Source organism: Rhodococcus sp. LB1 (assembly GCF_001583455.1).
Lineage (GTDB): Bacteria > Actinomycetota > Actinomycetes > Mycobacteriales > Mycobacteriaceae > Rhodococcus_F > Rhodococcus_F opacus.
The window spans coordinates 19,836-38,335 of the sequence record NZ_LTCZ01000413.1; the positions used below are offsets into that span (position 1 = coordinate 19,836).

Below are 18,500 nucleotides of genomic sequence, written 5' to 3' on the forward strand. Positions count from 1 at the left end.
GCCGATCAGTTCTATTGCAGAGCCGCAGCAAGCGACTCGGCGGTGTTGGTCTGCCACTGAATGTAGTCCAGGCCTTCGGGCAGGGTTTCGGTCACCTCGACGACGGGGATGCCCGCCGACTCGGCCGTGGCCCGCACGTCCTGGGTGACCCGGTCCTGCGTCTGCACGTTGTAGACGAGGGCCTGCACCTGCTTGTCGGTGAGCAGCTGTCGTGTCGCGGCGATGGCGGCGGGTGCGGGGTCGTTGCCGTTCTCGATGGCGCTCGTGAAGTCGGGCGGGGTGACGTCCTTCAGGCCCGCGGACTGCAGCAGGTAGTAGGCGATCGGTTCGGTCTGGGCGACGGGTGCGTCCTTGTGCGCTGCCGCGATGCCGTCGGTGATCGCGGAGATCTGCTCGAGCTGACCGTGGAAGGTGGCGGCGTTGGCCTTGTAGGCGTCGGCGTTGTCGGGGTCGAGTTGGCCGAGCTTGTCCGCGATGGACTGCGCGGTGGCGTCGACGGTGTCGACGTCGAACCAGACGTGTTCGTTCACGTCGCCGTGGTCGTGGCCCTCGTGCGAGTCGCCACCGTCCGAGTGCTCGTCCTCGCCCGCGTGCGCGCCGCCCTCGAGGAGGTCGAACGCGTTGACCGTGAGCTGGTCGCTGTTGCCGGTGCCGATGATGTCGTCGACGAAGTGGTCGTACCCGCCGCCGTTGTAGACGATCAGGGAGGCGTCGGTGAGCGTGGCGGCGTCGGTGGGGCTCGCCTCGAACGAGTGCGGGTCGGACGACGGTTCGGTGATGATCGAGGTGACGTCCACCTTGTCGCCGGCGACGGCCTGCGCGACGCTGCCCCACACGTTCGTCGACGCGACGACGGTCAGCGTGCCGTCGCCGGTCGTGTCGGAGCCGCACGCGGTGAGGGTGAGGGCCGCGGCGAACGACAGCCCGACGGCCGCCGTGGCGGCACGAAAACCTGAGGAAGCGCGCACAGAAAACTCCTGACCGAAGACGAACGCTAAACGCTATTGGAAACCGTTACCGTTGCACTTTAGCGGATAGGTCCTGGTAGTGCACTTTCGGTGCAGCCCCGACGCGCCCGAACGCGGGCCAGGTACTAACGTCCCCCTATGCCCAGGTCTCGACAGCCTCGTCGCCAAGCCACGCTGGCGTCGCTCGCGGCCGAGCTCAACATTTCGCGCACGACGGTGTCGAACGCCTACAACCGGCCGGATCAACTCTCCGCGGAACTCCGCGACCGGGTGCTGCAGGCGGCCAAGCGCCGCGGCTATCCCGGCCCGGACCCGGTGGCCCGCTCCCTGCGCACCCGCAAGGCCGGTGCCGTGGGACTGCTGCTCACCGAGGCCCTCAGCTACTCCTTCCGCGACCCCGCCGCGATGAGCTTTCTGTCCGGACTGGCCGAGTCGTGCGAGGCGGCCGGGCAGGGTCTGCTGCTGATTCCGGCGGGCCCGGGTCGGGAGGAGGCGGACGCCGCCGCGGTCGTGCAGCAGGCGGGCGTCGACGGGTTCGTCGTGTACTCGGTGGCGGACGACGACCCGTATCTCGCGGCGGTGTGCGAGCGTCACTTGCCGATGGTCGTGTGCGATCAGCCGCGGGAGATCCCGGGGGCGTCGCTCGTCGGCATCGACGACCGCGGCGCGATGCGGGGCCTCGCGGACTATCTGATCGGGCTCGGCCACCGCGACATCGGCGTGCTGAGCATGAGGCTGGGGCGTGACCGCTCGGATGGGGTCGCCGACGCCGAGCGTTTGCGGTCACCGAACTTCCACGTCCAGCGCGAACGCATCGAGGGAGTGCGCGACGCCATGTCCGACGCCGGCCTGGACCCTCGGACGCTGACCGTCGTCGAGCGGTTCGAGCACACCGGGAAGTCGGGGCACGCCGCTGCCGCGCAGGCACTGGGCGTGAATCCGCGGATCACCGCGCTCGTGTGCACCACCGACGTCCTTGCGCTCGGCGCGCTGGACTGGGCGCGCTGGCAGGGCATCGACGTGCCCGGCCGGCTGTCGATCACCGGATTCGACGGAGTCGACGACGCACTGCGCGAGGGCCTGACCACCGTGCGGCAACCCCAGGAGGAGAAGGGGCGCCGGGCAGGCGCCCTGCTCATGTCCCCGTCGCACTCCGGCGTCGCGACCGTCGAGATGCTCGAAACCGAACTGCTGCGGGGTTCGACGGCCGGGCCCGCCAAGCGTTGACCCGGCCATCCCATACGCGCTAGGCCAGGAGCTGAGCGCAGCGCAGCAGTCCCAGGTGGCTGTACGCCTGGGGGTGGTTACCCAGCGACCGCTCGGCGACGGGGTCGTACTCCTCGCTGAGCAGTCCGGTCGGTCCGGCGGCGTCGACGAGTTGCGCGAACAACGCCTCCGCTTGCGACCGCTGACCGATCAGCAGGTACGCCTCGACCAGCCACGCCGCGCAGAGGTGGAACCCGCCCTCGGTGCCGGGCAGTCCGTCGTCATGGTGGTACCGGTACACGGTCGAACCGCTGCGCAGTTCCGCCTCGGTGGCCGTGACGGTGGCCGCGAACTTCTCGTCCGACGGGTCGATCAGCCCGGACAGCCCGATGTACAGGGTGGCGGCGTCGAGGTCGGTGCCGTCGTAGGCGGCGGTGTACGAGCGGACCTCGTCCTTCCAGCCCTTCTCGCGCACCTCCTCGGCGATCTTGTCGCGCAACGGCGTCCAGCCGGGCTCGATGTCGCGGCCGAAGTGCTCGGCCAGCGCCACCGCACGGTCGACAGTGACCCAGCCCATCACCTTCGAGTACACGTGGTGACGCGGGTTGTCGCGGATCTCCCAGATGCCGTGGTCGGGTTCGAACCAGCGACGTTCGACGGCCTCGACCATGGCGCAGACCAGTTCCCAGTCGCGGTCGTTGAGCGGCACCAGGGCGCCCTGCTTCTCGCGGGCGTGGGACAGGTCGTGGATGAGTTCGACGATGGGCCCGAACACGTCGAGTTGCACCTGCTGGTTGGCCGCGTTGCCGATGCGGACCGGCCGCGAGCCCGCGTAGCCGGGCAGCGAGTCGATGACGGCCTCGGGCGGCAGACCGCCACCGTGCAGCGTGTAGAGGGGGTGCAGGCGTTCGGGGCCAGGCAGCGTCTCGAGGACGTCGTGCACCCAGTCGAGGTAGCCCTCGGCCTCGCTGAGGGACCCGAGACTGACGAGCGCGGACGCGGTGAGCGCCGCGTCACGCAGCCAGCAGTAGCGGTAGTCCCAGTTGCGGACGCCGCCGATCTCCTCGGGCAGCGAGGTGGTGGCCGCCGCCATGATCGCTCCGGAGTCGACGTGCACCAGGCCGCGGAGGGTGAGCGCGGAGCGCTTCATCAGGTCGGGTTTGAGCGTGGGCAGGGTGAGGCTCTTCGTCCAGTCCGACCAGTACGATTCCGCCAGTGCGCGGCGCTCCTGCTCGGGCGTCTCCGACGGTCCGAGTTCTTCGGTGCCGCACCGCAATTCCAGGACGACGTCGCCGCCGGACGGGTCGACGACGGCGTGCGCGGTCTGCTGGTTGCCGTCGGACGTGACGTTCCACTGCACGCCGGGGGAGCGCAGCACGATCGGCTCGTTGGTGCCGTGCACCCGCAGCCCCTCGGATACTGCCTCGAGGATGACCTGGCCCTGCCCGAACTCGGGCCGCGGTGCGAACGTCACGACGGCGGCGGCCTGCCCGCTGATCACCCGGGTCAGGTCGGTGCGGCCCTGGCGGACGTCGTGCGGCAGGTAGTCGGTGACGGACAGGCTGGCCCACCGTGTCTGCACGGTCATGGTGCTGTCGATGTACCGCTGGCTCAGCGGCAGCGCGCTGCGGTGCGGGCCGACGCTGAAGTGGCCGGCTTCCGGTCCGCCGAGCAGGTGCGCGAACACGGACGCCGAGTCGGGTTCGGGATGACACAGCCAGGTGAGAGTCGCGTCGGGGGTGACGAGGGCGACGGTCCGCGGGCTGGCGAGCATGGTGAGGCGCTCGATCGGCGGCGCGTGTGCCCCGGACAGCCAGGTGCGGCGCTCCTCGAGCAGGAACGCGAGGGCCGCGGCCACGTCTTCGGTGGTCGACACCCGGAATTCGGCGAGACTCTCGCCGGGGCCCACCTTCACGCCGAGGTCGGGGCCCTGGAGACGGGCGAAAGCCTTCTCGTCGGTGACGTCGTCGCCGACGAAGACGGCTGCCGTCGCACCGTCCTGGTGGCGGATCAGGTCGAGCGCATGACCCTTGTCGGTCGCGACGACGGCCAGTTCGATGACGGACTTGCCCTCGGTGATCTGCACACCCACGCGCTGTCCGGCGTCGGCGCGCACGGCGGCCAGGGCCAGGGCGCCTTCCTCCGCGTCGGCGTTGCGGACGTGGAGGGCGACGCTCGCCGGCTTCGCTTCCACCGACGTGCCGGCGTGCAGGGCGGCGATCCGGGTGAGTTCCTCGGTGATCTCACCGAGAAGTTTCTTGGCGTCGGCGTCGATCGCATGGATGAACCCGATGTCGAATTCCGAGCCGTGGCTGCCGACCAGTTGAACCTCGGCGGGCAGCCGCGACAGCGCGGCGAGGTCCTTGAGTGCCCGGCCCGAGATCACGGCCGCCGTCGTTCCGGCGAGGCTGGCCAGGGCGCGGAGAGCGCGCACCGATTCGGCGTGGGGGAACGCCTTCTCGGGGTCGGAGACGATGGGGGCCATCGTGCCGTCGTAATCGGAAGCGACGAGCAGACGAGGGGTCCGCGCAACCCGCGAGAGGGCACGACGAAGTTCGATGGGCAGATCATGGGCGCTCACATGTTCAAATCTAGGGGATGTGACGGCTGTGAGCGCGTTGTCGGCCGGGGCTGTGCCCCGATCGCGTCCTATTCGGGTCTGCGGCTTCCGTCACCGAGCAGCAGTTCGACGGTGAGTTCGAGGCGATTCGCGACATCGGTCGCGGACGAGCGGCGGGTGAGCCAGGCCACCAGGTTCGACAGCCACACGTCGGAGATGACGCGGGCGACGGCCAACTGGTCTTCGGTGGGCTCGGTGTCCGTCATCGCGCGGGCGAACAGACGGTCCATCAGCTTGCCCACCTGATCGACCTCGGCGGCGGCGGACGCGTCGGCGAACATGAAGGCGCGCGTCATGGCCTCGGTCAGCAGTGGATCGCGCTGCATGGCCCGGGTGATCTGGCTGAGGATCAGCTGCATCCGCTCGAGCGGGTTCCGGCCCGGCGGGTTCTTTCCCCGCGAGTCGATCCGCTCGAACTCGCGGGCGAGCGCCGACACCAGCAGGTGCACCTTGGACGGGAAGTAGCGGTACAGCGTCCCTACGGCGACGTCGGCGCGTTCGGCGACGGCCCGCATCTGCACGGCTTCGTATCCGCCCTTGGAGGCCAGGGCCAGGGTCGCGTCGAGGATCCGCTTGCGCCGTTCCTTCTGCGCGTTGGAACTGAGATCGTCCTCGCCCAGCGTCGCCGCAGCGACCGTCGTGGACCGTGATCGAGAGCTGGTCGTCATTACCTGTTTTCCTTCGCGCCTTGACTCATGGCCAGGTGTCATATTAGAACACGTTCTAGACGAATGTGTCATTCAGGAGAGGCGGATACCCGTTGTGACAATCGCCACCACCGAGGAACAGAGGGCTGCAGCGGGTTCGATCCAGGCTTGGGCGCGGTCCACGGACCCGCTGGTCACAGTACGGCAAGGACCAGCAGATTCGTGGCGTACGTCGTGGCCGTCCTTCGCCTCGCTCGGAATTTTCTCGGTCGCCGTGCCCGACGAGGTCGGTGGGTCGGGAGCGGAGATCGTCGATCTCGCCGCGATGCTCGAACAGGCCGCGACTGAACTCGTCCCGGGTCCTGTTCTCTCGACCGCTCTCGCCGCGCTCGTCGTCGGCCGCAGCTCCGGCGCCGCCGCGAAACGGTGGTCCGAGGACCTCGCCGACGGCGCGATGCCGTGCTCGGTGGCTCTCGGCAGCAACTCCCCGGTGAACGCGACCCTCGCGGCCGACGGCGGGCTGACGCTCACCGGCGATGCGGGCTTCGCGATCGGCGGTGACACGGGGGTGTCCGTGCTGCTGCCTGCCGACGCGGGCGACGGCGTCGTGTGGTGTCTGGTCGACGGCGAATCCGACGGCCTGGACATCACGGTCGCCGACACGATCGACAAGAGCCGCCCGCTCGCGCGGGTGCGGTGCGATCGTGTGGCGATCGCGGCCGACCGGGTGCTCGCGGGGGTGCCGGACGGGCTCGTGCCCGACCTCGCCGCGACACTCGCCGCGGCGGAGGCGTCCGGGATCGCGGCCTGGTGTCTGCGAACGGCGGTGGAGTACGCCAAGATTCGCGAGCAGTTCGGCAAACCGATCGGATCGTTCCAGGCGATCAAGCATCTGTGCGCGGAGATGCTGTGCCGCGTCGAACAGTCCGGCGCGGCGGCGTGGGATGCGGCCGTGGCGGCGGAGGACGCGTGGGGCGCGGGCGGCGGCGAGCTTCCGGTCGCGGCCGCGGTCGCGGCGTCGCTCACGCTCGACGCCGCCGTCGAGACCGCCAAGGACTGCATCCAGGTGCTCGGTGGGATCGGCTTCACCTGGGAGCACGACGCGCACTTCTACTTGCGCCGGGCGACGTCGCTGCGACAGCTGCTCGGCGGCTCCGCCCGCTGGCGGGCGCGGGTCACGGAACTGACGCGGGCCGGTGCTCGCAGGCACCTGTCGATCGACCTGTCCGGGCTCGACGACGAGCGGGCGCAGATCCGCGCCGAGATCGCCGAGCTGGTGGCGCGCCCGGAGTCGGAGCGGCGCGCGGCCCTCGCGGAATCGGGCTACCTGGCCCCGCACTGGCCCGCGCCCTATGGGCGGGGTGCGCGCGCCGCGGAGCAGATCCTGATCGAGGAGGAACTGGCGGCCGCCGGGGTCGGCAGGCCCGACCTCGTGATCGGCTGGTGGGCCGTGCCGACCCTCCTCGAGCACGGCAGTGCCGAGCAGATCGAGCGTTTCGCGACCCCGACGCTGCGCGGCGAGATCATCTGGTGCCAGCTGTTCAGCGAACCCGGCGCCGGCTCCGACCTCGCGGCGCTGCGGACGTCCGCGGAGAAGGTGGACGGCGGGTGGCGGCTGAACGGTCAGAAGGTGTGGACGTCGAGGGCGCAGGAAGCGGACTGGGCGATCTGCCTGGCCCGCACCGACCGGGACGCGCCCAAGCACAAGGGCATCAGCTACTTCCTCGTCGACATGACGAGCCTCGGCATCACCATCTCGCCGCTGCGCGAGATCACCGGCGACGCCCTGTTCAACGAGGTGTATCTCGAGGACGTGTTCGTGCCGGACGAGCTGGTGGTCGGGAATCTCGGCGACGGCTGGAAACTGGCCCGCACCACGCTGGCGAACGAGCGGGTGGCGATGGGCGGAGGCTCCTCGCTCGGTGAGGCGACGGAGGAACTGCTCGCGCTCGCGGGGGGCGGCGACCCGGTGATCGACGACAAGCTCGGGCATCTCATCGGTAATGCGCTCGTCGGCTCGCAGCTCGAACTGCGCACCACCCTCCGGCAGCTGGACGGTCAGGACCCGGGACCCGAATCGAGTGTCCGCAAGTTGGTCGGTGTCCGCCAGCGGCAGGCGGTCGCGGAATTCGCGATGGAACTCGGTGGCGTGGACGGCTGGGTGGAGGGTCCGCTGGCGCGGGAATTCCTCAACACGCGCTGCCTGTCCATCGCGGGCGGAACGACGCAGATCCTGCTGACGGTCGCGGCCGAGCGGATTCTCGGGCTACCGCGGGGCTGAGCCGCGTCGCGATGGTCTTTCGCGGGGTCCGGGATGGTGATACAACTAGAACACGTTCTAAATTGAAAGTGGGATTGTCAGCGTGGACTTCACTCGAGACGAAACCCAGGAGGCCGTGGCTCAGGTCGCGGCCGGACTGCTGGCCCGCGACCTCGACGGCGACGCCCTCTGGGCCGCGTTCGCCGACGCCGACCTGCTGACCCTCGCACTGCCGGAGCGTCTCGGCGGTGAAGGGCTCTCGGTCACCGACGTCGGTGCGCTGCTCACCGAGGTCGGGCGGAAGGCGGCGCAGGTCCCGGCCCTCGCAACGCTCGGATTCGGTGTGCTGCCCATCGTCGCACTGGGCGACGACGCACAACAGGACGCACTGCTCACCGGTCTCGCCGACGGCCGCACGTTCACCGCGGCGCTCGCCGAACCCGGGGCGCAGTTCCCGGCACGGCCCTCGGTGACCGCGGTCGCGGACGGGGACGGCTACTCCGTGACCGGGCGCGTGCTCGCGGTCCCGTTCGCCGAGCGGGCGCACCGGATCCTCGTGCCCACGGACACCGGGGTGGTGCTGGTGGACCCGGGCGCGGACGGCGTCACGCTCACGCCGACACCCTCGGCGTCGGGGAGCCCCGAATTCGCGATCACGTTCGACGGCGCGCGGGGCGAACTGCTCGCGGCCGGCGACGACGCGGTGCAGACGCTGTACCGCATCGCCCTGGCGTCGATCGGGGCGGTCGCGGACGGACTGCTTTCGGGCGCAACGGTTCTGGCAGGAGAGCACCTCGCGACCCGCCACCAGTTCGGCAAGCCGCTCGCCACGTTCCAGGCCGTGTCGCAGCAGATCGCCGACGTCTACGTCACGTCCCGCACCCTCCACGTGTCGGCGCTCGCGGCGTCGTGGCGGGTGTCCGAAGGCCTGGACGCCCAGGACGATCTGGACGTGATGGCGTACTGGATCGCCGCCGAAGTGCCTGCCGCCATGCAGGTTCTGCACCACCTCCACGGCGGGATCGGCGTCGACGTCACCTACCCGCTGCACCGCTACTACTCGACCGCCAAAGACCTGGCCCGCCTCGTGGGCGGCGCCTCGTACCGACTCGACCTCGTGGGGGCCCGGTGTTCATCGATCTGACCGACGAGCAGCGTGAGCTGCAAGCGGAACTGAGGCGCTACTTCTCCGGGCTGATCTCGCCGGCCGAGGCCGAGGTGATGCGCACGGAGCGCCATGGCAGCACCTACCGCGAGGTCATCCGCCGGATGGGCAAGGACGGCTGGCTCGGGGTGGGCTGGCCGGTGGAGTTCGGAGGCCGCGGTTTCGGCGAGATCGAGCAGCAGATCTTCGTCAACGAGGCGACCCGCGCCGATGTGCCGCTGCCCGCGGTCACGTTGCAGACGGTGGGTCCGACGCTGCAGAAGTACGGGACCGAGGAGCAGAAGCGCAAATTCCTTCCCGCGATCCTGGCCGGCGAGGTGCACTTCGCGATCGGCTACACCGAACCGGAAGCGGGCACCGACCTCGCGGCGCTGCGGACCACGGCCGTGCGCGTGGGTGACGAGTACGTCGTCAACGGGCAGAAGATCTTCACCACCGGCGGTCACGACGCCGACTACCTGTGGCTCGCCGTCCGCACGGGCTCGGCGGATTCGCGTCACCGCGGCATCTCCATCCTCATCATGGACACCAAGGACCCTGGCTACAGCTGGACGCCGATCATCACGTGCGACGGTGCGCATCACGTCAACGCCACCTACTACTCCGACGTCCGGGTTCCCGCGGACATGCTGGTCGGTGAAGAGAATCAGGGCTGGCGACTGATCACCACCCAGCTCAACCACGAACGCGTCATGCTCGGACCGGCAGGCCGGGTGGGAGGTCTCTACGACCGCATCCGCAACTGGGCCGTCGCGCACGAACTGCTCGACGAGCCGGACGTGCGGCGCGCGCTCGGCGAGATCCACGCGACGTTCCGCCTCAACGAACTACTCAACTGGCAGGTGGCGTCGAGTGAGGCGGACGCCGTCGACATCGCCGACGCGTCCGCGACGAAAGTGTTCGCCACCGAACGTATTCAGCGCATCGGCCGGCTCGTCGAGGAGATCGTCGGACGCTACGGCGATCCGTCCGAGCCGGAAACCGCCGACCTCATGAAGTGGCTCGACATGCAGGTGAAGCGCAACCTCGTCATCACGTTCGGTGGCGGTGTCAACGAGGTGATGCGCGAGCTGATCGCGACAGCCGGTCTGAAACTTCCCCGAGTCCCGCGATAGGAGCGCCGCGCGAAATGAGTTCCGAACAGATTCTCGCTGCCGCGGAAGAGGTCCGGTCGGCGGGCCCGAGCGTTCCCCGCCCCGGGCGGGACCCGATCAACCTGCCGATGATCCGCAACTGGGTGGAGGCGATCGGCGACCGGAATCCGATCTACGTCGACGAGGCGGCGGCGCGGGCAGCGGGACACGACGCCATCGTGGCCCCGCCCGCGATGGCGCAGGTGTGGACGATGCAGGGACTGAACGCGGTTCGGCAACCCGACGACCCGCTCGGGCGGATGACGACGATCCTCGACGAGGCCGGGTTCACGTCCGTCGTCGCCACCAACTGCGATCAGATCTACCACCGCTACCTGAAGGTCGGCGAGGAGGTCACCATCACCACGACCCTCGAGGACCTCGTGGGTCCGAAGAAGACGGGCCTCGGTGAGGGGTGGTTCTTCACCACCCGCAGCCTGTGGCGGGTCGCGAACGGCGACGGCACCGGCGAGGTCGTGGCCGAGATGCTGTTCCGCATCCTGAAGTTCGCCCCGAAACCCGCTGAACCGGTGGCGCCTTCGGCGAACGGTCAGGGCGCGTCCTTAGACGACCTCGACCCCGCCAAGTTGATGCGGCCCAGCGCCTCGCAGGACACCCAGTTCTTCTGGGACGGGGTTGCCGCGCACGAGTTGCGGATCCAGCAGCGGGAGGACGGATCGCTGCAGCACCCGCCGGTGCCCGCGCTGTGGAAGGACAAGGCGGAGACGACGGACTACGTCGTCGCGTCGGGTCGCGGCACGGTGTTCAGCTACGTGGTCCACCACGCGCCGAAGGTCCCGGGACGCTCGCTGCCGTTCGTGGTGGCGCTGGTCGAACTGGAGGAAGGCGTCCGGATGCTCGGTGAGCTGCGCGGTGTCGACCCTGCCGAGGTGAGGGTCGGGATGCCGGTGGAGGCGATCTACCTCGACTTCCCGGGTGACCAAGAGACGGGCGGCACGCCGTGGACCCTGTACGCGTGGCAGCGCGGAGCGAAGGAGCAGTCATGACGTCCACACTCGATGTCGCGGTGGGAACGACGCTTCCGGAATTGACCGTGACCGGCGACCCGACGTTCGTCGTCTCGGCCGCGCTCGCGACGCGCGACTTCCAGGACGTCCACCACGACCGCGACCTGGCGCAGCAACGCGGGTCGAAGGACATCTTCGTCAACATCCTCACCGACACGGGACTGGTGCAGCGGTTCGTCACCGACTGGGCGGGACCGAACGCGGTGATCAAGTCGATCGCGTTGCGCCTCGGGGTTCCGTGGTACGCCTACGACACCCTCACGCTGAGCGGCACGGTGGCGTCGGTGGACGACGGCGTCGTCACTCTGGACGTCGTCGGGAAGAACGGTCTCGGCGACCACATCACGTCGAAGGTGACCCTCGTCCTGGACGGACGCACGAACGGAGCGGGTGCATGAGCGGGTTGTCGGGCAAGGCTGTCATCGCCGGGATCGGCGCCACCGACTTCTCGAAGAACTCGGGCCGGAGCGAATTGCGGCTGGCGGCAGAGGCGGTCACTGCGGCGCTCGACGACGCCGGGCTGACCCCCGCGGACGTCGGCGGCCTGACGTCCTTCACGATGGACACCAACACCGAAGCGGCCGTGGCCCGTTCGGTCGGCATTCCGGACCTGAAGTTCTTCAGCCGCATCCACTACGGCGGGGGCGCGGCGTGCGCGACCGTGCAGCAGGCGGCGATGGCCGTGGCCACCGGTGTGGCCGACGTGGTGGTGGCGTACCGGGCGTTCAACGAGCGGTCGGGAATGCGGTTCGGGCAGGTGAACTCCGGTCTGGTGCAGCAGGTGAACTCGTCGGGTACCGACAACGCGTTCTCCTACCCGCACGGCCTGTCGACGCCGGCGGCGTTCGTCGCGATGGTCGCCCAGCGCTACATGCACGAATACGGCGCTACGAGCGAGGATTTCGGACGGGTCGCGGTCACCGACCGCAAGCACGCCGCCACCAATCCGAACGCCTTCTTCTACGGCAAGCCGATCACCCTCGAGGACCACCAGAACTCCCGATTCATCGCCGAGCCCCTGCACCTGCTCGACTGCTGCCAGGAGTCCGACGGCGGCATCGCGATCGTGGTCACGTCACCGGAGCGGGCGAAGGATCTGAAGCAGAAACCGGCCGTGATCGCCGCGGCGGCTCAGGGGAGCGGCAGCGACCAGTACATCATGACCAGCTACTACCGTCCGGAGCTCGCGGGACTGCCCGAGATGGAGCTGGTCGGCAGGCAGCTGTGGGATCAGGCCGGGCTCGGACCGCAGGACATGGATCTGGCCGTCCTCTACGACCACTTCACACCATACGTATTGATGCAGCTCGAAGAACTCGGCTTCTGCGGCCGCGGCGAGGCCAAGGACTTCATCGCCGACGGTGCCATCGACCTCGACGGCAGTCTGCCGCTCAACACCCACGGAGGCCAGCTCGGCGAGGCCTACATCCACGGGATGAACGGCATCGCCGAGGGTGTGCGTCAGATCCGCGGCACGTCCGTGAACCAGGTCTCCGGCGTGCAGAACGTCCTCGTCACCGCCGGGACCGGTGTGCCTACGTCAGGGTTGGTGCTGACGGCCTGAGTCCGGCCCGAGTCTGTCGTCGCGCAATGTGTTTCGCGACATACCCGGCATCCCTGCCCACCCCGCCGGTGAGCATCGAGGCGAACGCCTGCAGGAACGGCAGCCCCACGAAATACAGTCCCGGATGGTCCGGCGAGACTCCGCGGGACTGCTCGGGCCACCCGTCCGATCCGGTGACGGGGATCTGGATCCACGACGTGTCCTTGCGGAACCCGGTGCACCAGATGACGTTGCGGACGTCGAGTGCGGTGCCGTCGTCGAGGACCGGTCTGCCGTCGTGGACGCCGGTGACCTTCGCGGGGAAGTGCTCCACACCGGCGGCGGCGAGGTCGGCCCGTTTGACCCGCAGCAGCGGTCCGCCACCCGAACGGACGTGGACGCGCATCTTCCGGCCGATGGGTGTGCGTTCCGTCAGAACGTGATTGGCCATGAACCACATGATGGGGATCGCGACGTGGGCGGCACGCCCCTCGAGGTCGAACGGCACCTCACCGCGGACCGGTCCGGAGATCGTGGTGCGATGCGAATGGGAGACTTCCAGCGCGATGTCCGCGCCGGAGTGGCTGCACCCGACCACCAGCACCGGCCCGTCCTGCAGTTGGGACGGATTGCGGTAGTCGCTCGAATGCAGTTGCCGGATCCGGGGGTCGAGACGCTCGGCGAGATCCGGGAGGACCGGGGACTGCCACGTTCCGGAGGCGACGACGACGTTGTCTGCCTCGAATCGGTCCGTCCCGGCCGTGACGACGTATCGGTCGCCGACACGGGACAGGCCGTCGACGGTGGTGCCGGTCCGGATCGGTAACGCGAATCGCTCCGCGTAGGCCTCGAAGTAGTTCGCGACCTCGTCCTTCCCGGGCCAGGACCAACCCCGGGCGGGAATTCCCCAGCCGGGCAGACCGTCGTATCGGGCGGGACTGTAGAGCCGGAGCGAGTCGAACCGTTCCCGCCACACGTCTCCGACGCGGTCGTGAGCGTCGAGGATCACGAATCGCTGCCCGCATCTTGTGAGGTGGTATCCGGTGGCGAGGCCGGCCTGTCCGGCGCCGATCACGATCGTGTCGAAGCGTTCTGTGGACATCGTCTGTCTTCTTCCCTCGGGTGATCGGTGGTCATGCTCAACGCTATGACCGGGGCCGATCTCGGCGCGTCGGGAGAATGGCGCAGATACGTACGACCGTATGGGTACTTTCATGCAGACGGCCCGACGAGGCGATGCTCGTAGGCATAGGCCGTGGCCGCGGACCGAGACGAGATCCCCAGCTTGACGAAGATGTTGCTCAGGTGCCGCGCAACCGTCTTCTCGCTGAGGAACAGTTCCGTCGCCACCGCCCGGTTGCTCTTGCCCGCCGCCACGAGGCGGAGCACACACACTTCACGCGGGGTCAGGGGAGTGCTGACCGCCGGGTCGGGGCGGAACTCTGCCCGCAGTCGCTCGAGATCCGGGACCGCGCCCAGTTGCCGGTAGGTGGCGGACGCGAGGTCGTGCTCCATCTGCGCGGTGTCGTCGTCACCCAGGTCGCGGCACACCAGCGCGACCGACTCCCGGACCCGCGCGCACTCGTAGGGCGCGCCGATGTCCTGCCAGCGCCGCCACGCGTCGCGCAGAACGGTCAGTGCGTCGCTGCCCCGTCCCTCGGCGTGCAGCACCGATCCCGACGCCTGAGCGGACAGTGCGCACAGGTAGGGGATCGCGAACCGTGTTGCGATCGAGTCGAGTTCGTCGGTGGCGGTGCGAGCCGCCGAGACGTCGCCGGCGGCGAGCTGGATGTCCACGCAGGCGGGCAGCAGCCGTGCGCGTTCCACGGCGCCGGTGGACTCGTCCACCGCACAGCGGATCGAGGCGACCGCGCTGCCGACCCGCCCCTGCGCCATCCGCAGCAGCGCGAGTCCCGGTTGCGGTCGCCTGCCCCAACGGTTCGCCTCCAGGAACAACTTCTCGGCCTGGGCGACCTCGCCGCGCAGGCGGTGGAGGTCGGCCATCACGTAGGCGGCGGACCCGGCGGCGGCGTGCGAGGCGAGCCGCTCGTGTGCCCGCCGCGCCGAGTCCATCGCCGTGGGCCACTCGCCCTGCAGTTGCAGGATCTCGGCGCGGTGGACGAGACACTGACCGCGGTAGGGGACGAGGTCGGGTTGCGAAGAGCACCACTCCTCCAGCGCCACAGTCCATTCCCTGGACCGGCGGAGATCGCACATGTTCTGGCACTGCTCGATCACGGCGCAGTACACGATCCCCGCCACCACCGGGGACACCTCGTCGGACGTCACCCCGACCATCGCCTCGTCGAACGCGGACACCGCGTCGGCAACGTCCCCCAGCAGGACGAGCGAATGGCCGGTGCCCAGCACCCCGAGCGTCGTCAGATCCGGGTCGGCGAACCGGGTGCCCGCCTCCGTGATCGCACGGAAGATGTCGTATGCGGCCTTGCCGTCACCGGCGTCGATCCGTTGCAGTCCCTGCGGCACCAGCAGGTAGCCGCGCTCGGCGCAATCGACGCCCGCGGTGTCCAGCAGTCGCTGCGCCTTGCCCAGCCAGCCGCCGCCGCGCGCCTGCTCGCCCCGCATGATCAGGACGAACGAGAGCCAGAACGCGGACCGCGCGGAGCGCACCGGTCGACCCACGCGGGCCCACTCGTGCACCGCCCGTTCCCACCATTCGGTGCTGGCGTCGTCCTCACCGAGCAGGTAGGCGGCAGTGGCGACCAGTTCGAGGTCGTCACCGGACAGCGGGGTCTGCCGGTCGGCGCCCGACAGTCGTGCGTAGGTGTCGCGCCAGTCTCGTCGTTCGAAGGCCGCACGGCCCGTCCGGAGTTCCGACGTCGCGTCGGACATCACTGTCTCCTGCCGAAGATCTGCGCGCTGACCTGCTCGGATTTTCAGACTACCGCCGCACCGGGCCTGCCGGGAACGTCGAATATTCCTCGCAACCTGTCGGTGCCTCGAGTCACACTGGGGGCCACACGCCAACGGATGGGAACTTCTGATGGTCGATGCGATAACAGCAGAGGGTCTGGTCAAGAAGTACGGCAAGGTCACAGCGCTGGACGGGGTCGACCTCGCGGTCCCGTCGGGAACGGTGATGGCGCTGCTCGGCCCGAACGGCGCCGGCAAGACGACGGCGGTGCGGGTCTTCACCACGCTTCTCGTCCCGGACGCAGGCCGGGCGGAGGTGGCCGGTCTCGACGTCGTCCACGATGCGCGGGTGCTCCGATCCCGGATCGGCGCGTCGGGGCAGTATGCGGCGGTCGACGAGTACCTCACCGGTTTCGAGAACCTCGAGATGGTCGGGCGGCTCTACCACCTCGGGGGCAAACGCAGTAAGGCACGCGCCCGTGAACTGCTCGAACAGTTCGACCTGGTCGAGGCGGGAGATCGTCCCGTCAAGGGCTACTCGGGTGGCATGCGCCGGCGTCTCGACCTCGCGGGAGCGCTCGTGGCCGAGCCGGAAGTGTTGTTCCTGGACGAACCGACCACCGGGCTCGACCCCCGCGCCCGGCTGGCTCTGTGGGACGTCATCGACAATCTCGTCGCCAGGGGCACCACGCTTCTCCTGACCACCCAGTACATGGAAGAGGCCGAGCGCCTCGCCGACCAGATCGCGGTGATCGACCACGGTTCGGTCATCGCCCGCGGAACCGCCGACGAATTGAAGGACCGCGTGGGCGGTGAGCGCATCGAGCTGAGCGTCCGGGAGGGCATCGAACTCTCCGTCGTGCGCGACGAACTGGCCCCACTCGCCGCAGGCGACATTCTGGTGGAAGAAAACGTCCGCCGGGTGACGGTGCCGGTGACCGGCGGTGCGGACGCCCTCGTCGAGGCGCTGGGCCGCCTCTCCAACAGAGGAGTGAAGGTGTTCGACGTCGGCCTGCGCAGACCGACCCTGGACGACGTCTTCCTCACCCTGACCGGACACGAAGCCGAAGAGGAGCACGTCTCATGAGCGCCCCACAGACGGCGTCCGTGCACACCGCACTCGCGGACGGGCTCACGATCGCCAAGCGCAACATGATCAAGATCAAGCGCGTCCCCGACCTCATCGTGTTCACCACGTTGTCGCCGATCATGTTCGTGCTGCTGTTCGCGTACGTGTTCGGTAGTGCCATCCAGGTTCCCGGGATGTCCTACCGGGAGTTCCTGATCGCCGGGATCTTCACGCAGACAGTCATCTTCGGGGCCACGTGGACGGGTCTCGGGATGGTCGAGGACCTGCAGAAGGGGATCATCGACCGATTCCGGTCGCTGCCGATGGCCCCCTCCGCCGTGCTCCTCGGCCGCACCTCCACCGACGTCCTGATCAACATCGTCAGCCTCGTCGTGATGTCGCTGACCGGCCTGATCATCGGGTGGCGCATCCACTCGAGCCTCGGCGAAGCGCTGCTCGGCTACCTGCTCCTGCTGCTCTTCGCCTACGCGCTGTCGTGGGTGATGGCGGTGGTCGGTTTGTGGATCCGAACACCGGAAGTGTTCAACAACGCCAGCTTCATCGTCATCTTCCCGCTCTCGTTCATCGCGAACACGTTCGTCGAGACCACCAACCTGCCCGGTCCGCTGAAGGTGATCGCGGAATGGAATCCGGTGTCCGCGGTGACGCAGGCCGTGCGGGAACTGTTCGGAAACACCAACCCGGCCATGACCGTTCCCGACGCGTGGCCGTTGCAGCACCCGATCATCGCCTCCCTGGCATGGTCGGCGGTGCTGCTGGTGATCTTCGTGCCGTTCGCGATCCGGCGGTACAAGAAGGCGGTCAGCCGCTGAAGGTTGGCGTCAATTCGCCGCGGCGGGGATCACCCCCAACTGCTGGAGCATGGCGAGGACGTCCTTGTCCGACCACTTCTCCGCGATCCGCCCGTTCTCGATGCGGTGGATGACGGTGGCGGTCATCTCCATGTGGTTCCCCGTCGCGGGAATTCCGGGAAGATCACCCGTCTGCGTTCCGGTGCACAGCAGCCGGGTGACCACCTTGTCGCCCTCGGCCACCTGATCGTCGATCCGGTGTGTCCCCGGTGTGGCATCCCAGAACAACCGGAACTCCTGCTTCAGTCCCTCACGCCCTGGTGCGTCGAGACCGGGAAACGGCGCCGGTGAATGGTCGAGGTAGTTCTCGTCGACGAGTTCATCCAGTGCGTCGATGTTGCCTGCGTCGATCTCGGTGTAGAAACGCCGGATCAATTCCTTGTTCGTTTCCAGTGACATGACTCCATTGTCTGCCGGTCGCGGCGCGGCGTACACCCTTGCCGGCCGGACCAACGGGACGCCCGTTGCGTCAGATCGAACGAGCGTTCCGTTCGTCCAAGGGGTTAGCGGAGTTCGCGCGGCGAATCGACGTCGCGGCCCGACCCCAGGTCGGAGCAGTCGACGGCCTCGGCGCCGTGTGTCCCGAGATATTTCCGTGCGCCGGAGTCTCCGGTGAGACTGCGCCGCAGCGGAAGCCAGTGGGCGCGGCCGATCAGCACGGGGTGGCCCGGGCGTCCGGAATAGTGGGCCTGACGGAGCGCCGAGCGGGCGTCGCCGGGCGGCGCCGACGCCACCCGACGGACGGCGTCGACACCGAGGTCGGGGAGATCGACGAGGGTGATGACGACGGCATCGACGTCGTCGAACGTCGCCGCGACCTCCAGCCCCCGGCGCAGGGAGGCCGACAGCCCCGACTGCCAGTCCTCCGCGATCCCGACGGTGACGGGGACGCCGCCCGGCAGTAGGTCCTCGGCTTCGTCTGCGCGGGCCCCGAGCACCACGACGGTGGGCGCGCATCCGGCGTCCGACAGCACTCGCACGCCGCGCGCGAGCCACGGTTCTCCGTCCGCGCCGACGACGAGTGCCTTGGGCATGCCCATGCGCGAACCGGCCCCGGCGGCGAGCAGCACGCCCCCGATCGTCATCGTGGTCTCACCGGTCTGCGCAGCATGCGT

The 18,500-nt window shown here is 68.9% G+C and carries 16 protein-coding genes; 9 read left to right on the top strand and 7 right to left on the bottom strand.

The window, feature by feature from the left end:
* Positions 1 to 11: 11 nt before the first annotated feature.
* Positions 12 to 968, bottom strand: a complete 957-nt coding sequence (locus AZG88_RS41635) for a metal ABC transporter solute-binding protein, Zn/Mn family (RefSeq protein ID WP_061701025.1) — start codon at positions 966 to 968, stop codon at positions 12 to 14.
* Between the two features lie 138 nt (positions 969 to 1,106).
* Between AZG88_RS41635 and AZG88_RS41640 the strand changes: the two genes are divergently transcribed.
* Positions 1,107 to 2,195: a LacI family DNA-binding transcriptional regulator gene (locus AZG88_RS41640; RefSeq protein ID WP_061043583.1), complete on the top strand. Its 1,089-nt coding sequence runs from the start codon at positions 1,107 to 1,109 to the stop codon at positions 2,193 to 2,195.
* 19 nt (positions 2,196 to 2,214) lie between these two features.
* Here the strand turns inward: AZG88_RS41640 and otsB are convergent, their stop codons facing one another.
* A complete protein-coding gene (otsB, locus tag AZG88_RS41645) occupies positions 2,215 to 4,755 on the bottom strand; it encodes a trehalose-phosphatase (RefSeq protein ID WP_061701026.1) in 2,541 nt (846 codons plus the stop codon).
* A gap of 68 nt (positions 4,756 to 4,823) precedes the next feature.
* Positions 4,824 to 5,462: a cholesterol catabolism transcriptional regulator KstR gene (gene kstR, locus AZG88_RS41650; protein WP_005566090.1), complete on the bottom strand. Its 639-nt coding sequence runs from the start codon at positions 5,460 to 5,462 to the stop codon at positions 4,824 to 4,826.
* Between the two features lie 94 nt (positions 5,463 to 5,556).
* On the opposite strand from kstR, the gene AZG88_RS41655 reads away from it, so the two are divergent.
* The 6 genes from AZG88_RS41655 (at position 5,557) to AZG88_RS41680 (ending at position 12,591) form a co-directional block, all read left to right on the top strand.
* The gene (locus AZG88_RS41655; protein WP_061701027.1) at positions 5,557 to 7,722 is read left to right on the top strand and encodes an acyl-CoA dehydrogenase; all 2,166 of its coding nucleotides are present in this window, start codon (positions 5,557 to 5,559) and stop codon (positions 7,720 to 7,722) included.
* 82 nt (positions 7,723 to 7,804) lie between these two features.
* Positions 7,805 to 8,845 (top strand): acyl-CoA dehydrogenase family protein, encoded by a 1,041-nt coding sequence (locus AZG88_RS41660; protein ID WP_061701028.1) that lies wholly within the window; start codon positions 7,805 to 7,807, stop codon positions 8,843 to 8,845.
* On the top strand, positions 8,830 to 9,981 hold the full coding sequence (locus tag AZG88_RS41665; RefSeq protein ID WP_061701029.1) for an acyl-CoA dehydrogenase family protein: 1,152 nt from the start codon (positions 8,830 to 8,832) through the stop codon (positions 9,979 to 9,981). The genes AZG88_RS41660 and AZG88_RS41665 overlap by 16 nt, the downstream gene beginning before the upstream one ends.
* Before the next feature lie 14 nt (positions 9,982 to 9,995).
* Positions 9,996 to 11,006 (top strand): bifunctional MaoC family dehydratase N-terminal/OB-fold nucleic acid binding domain-containing protein, encoded by a 1,011-nt coding sequence (locus AZG88_RS41670; RefSeq protein ID WP_061701030.1) that lies wholly within the window; start codon positions 9,996 to 9,998, stop codon positions 11,004 to 11,006.
* Positions 11,003 to 11,425, top strand: a complete 423-nt coding sequence (locus tag AZG88_RS41675; protein ID WP_005265182.1) for a MaoC family dehydratase — start codon at positions 11,003 to 11,005, stop codon at positions 11,423 to 11,425. The genes AZG88_RS41670 and AZG88_RS41675 overlap by 4 nt, the downstream gene beginning before the upstream one ends.
* Complete coding sequence (locus tag AZG88_RS41680) at positions 11,422 to 12,591, top strand: lipid-transfer protein (RefSeq protein WP_061701031.1); 1,170 nt, start codon at positions 11,422 to 11,424, stop codon at positions 12,589 to 12,591. Before AZG88_RS41675 ends, AZG88_RS41680 begins: the two co-directional genes overlap by 4 nt.
* Here AZG88_RS41680 and AZG88_RS41685 read toward each other — a convergent pair.
* Together AZG88_RS41685 and AZG88_RS41690 are read right to left on the bottom strand one after the other, a co-directional pair.
* Positions 12,563 to 13,672, bottom strand: coding sequence for a flavin-containing monooxygenase (locus AZG88_RS41685; protein WP_061701032.1), 1,110 nt, complete (start codon positions 13,670 to 13,672; stop codon positions 12,563 to 12,565). The two genes, AZG88_RS41680 and AZG88_RS41685, sit on opposite strands and share 29 nt — an antisense overlap.
* A gap of 110 nt (positions 13,673 to 13,782) precedes the next feature.
* Positions 13,783 to 15,423 carry a helix-turn-helix transcriptional regulator gene (locus AZG88_RS41690; protein WP_061701033.1) on the bottom strand — a complete coding sequence of 547 codons (1,641 nt, stop codon included), beginning with the start codon at positions 15,421 to 15,423 and terminating at the stop codon, positions 13,783 to 13,785.
* Between the two features lie 151 nt (positions 15,424 to 15,574).
* Here AZG88_RS41690 and AZG88_RS41695 point away from each other — a divergent pair, with 151 nt between their 5' ends.
* Both AZG88_RS41695 and AZG88_RS41700 read left to right on the top strand, forming a co-directional pair.
* Positions 15,575 to 16,531 (top strand): daunorubicin resistance protein DrrA family ABC transporter ATP-binding protein, encoded by a 957-nt coding sequence (locus AZG88_RS41695; RefSeq protein WP_025431767.1) that lies wholly within the window; start codon positions 15,575 to 15,577, stop codon positions 16,529 to 16,531.
* Positions 16,528 to 17,346 (top strand): ABC transporter permease, encoded by an 819-nt coding sequence (locus tag AZG88_RS41700; protein WP_005244857.1) that lies wholly within the window; start codon positions 16,528 to 16,530, stop codon positions 17,344 to 17,346. Before AZG88_RS41695 ends, AZG88_RS41700 begins: the two co-directional genes overlap by 4 nt.
* A 9-nt stretch (positions 17,347 to 17,355) precedes the next feature.
* Here AZG88_RS41700 and AZG88_RS41705 read toward each other — a convergent pair whose 3' ends face one another.
* Positions 17,356 to 17,784: an ester cyclase gene (locus tag AZG88_RS41705; RefSeq protein WP_025431768.1), complete on the bottom strand. Its 429-nt coding sequence runs from the start codon at positions 17,782 to 17,784 to the stop codon at positions 17,356 to 17,358.
* Positions 17,785 to 17,888: 104 nt separating this feature from the next.
* Complete coding sequence (locus AZG88_RS41710; protein WP_005244855.1) at positions 17,889 to 18,470, bottom strand: nucleotidyltransferase family protein; 582 nt, start codon at positions 18,468 to 18,470, stop codon at positions 17,889 to 17,891.
* Positions 18,471 to 18,500: the final 30 nt, after the last annotated feature.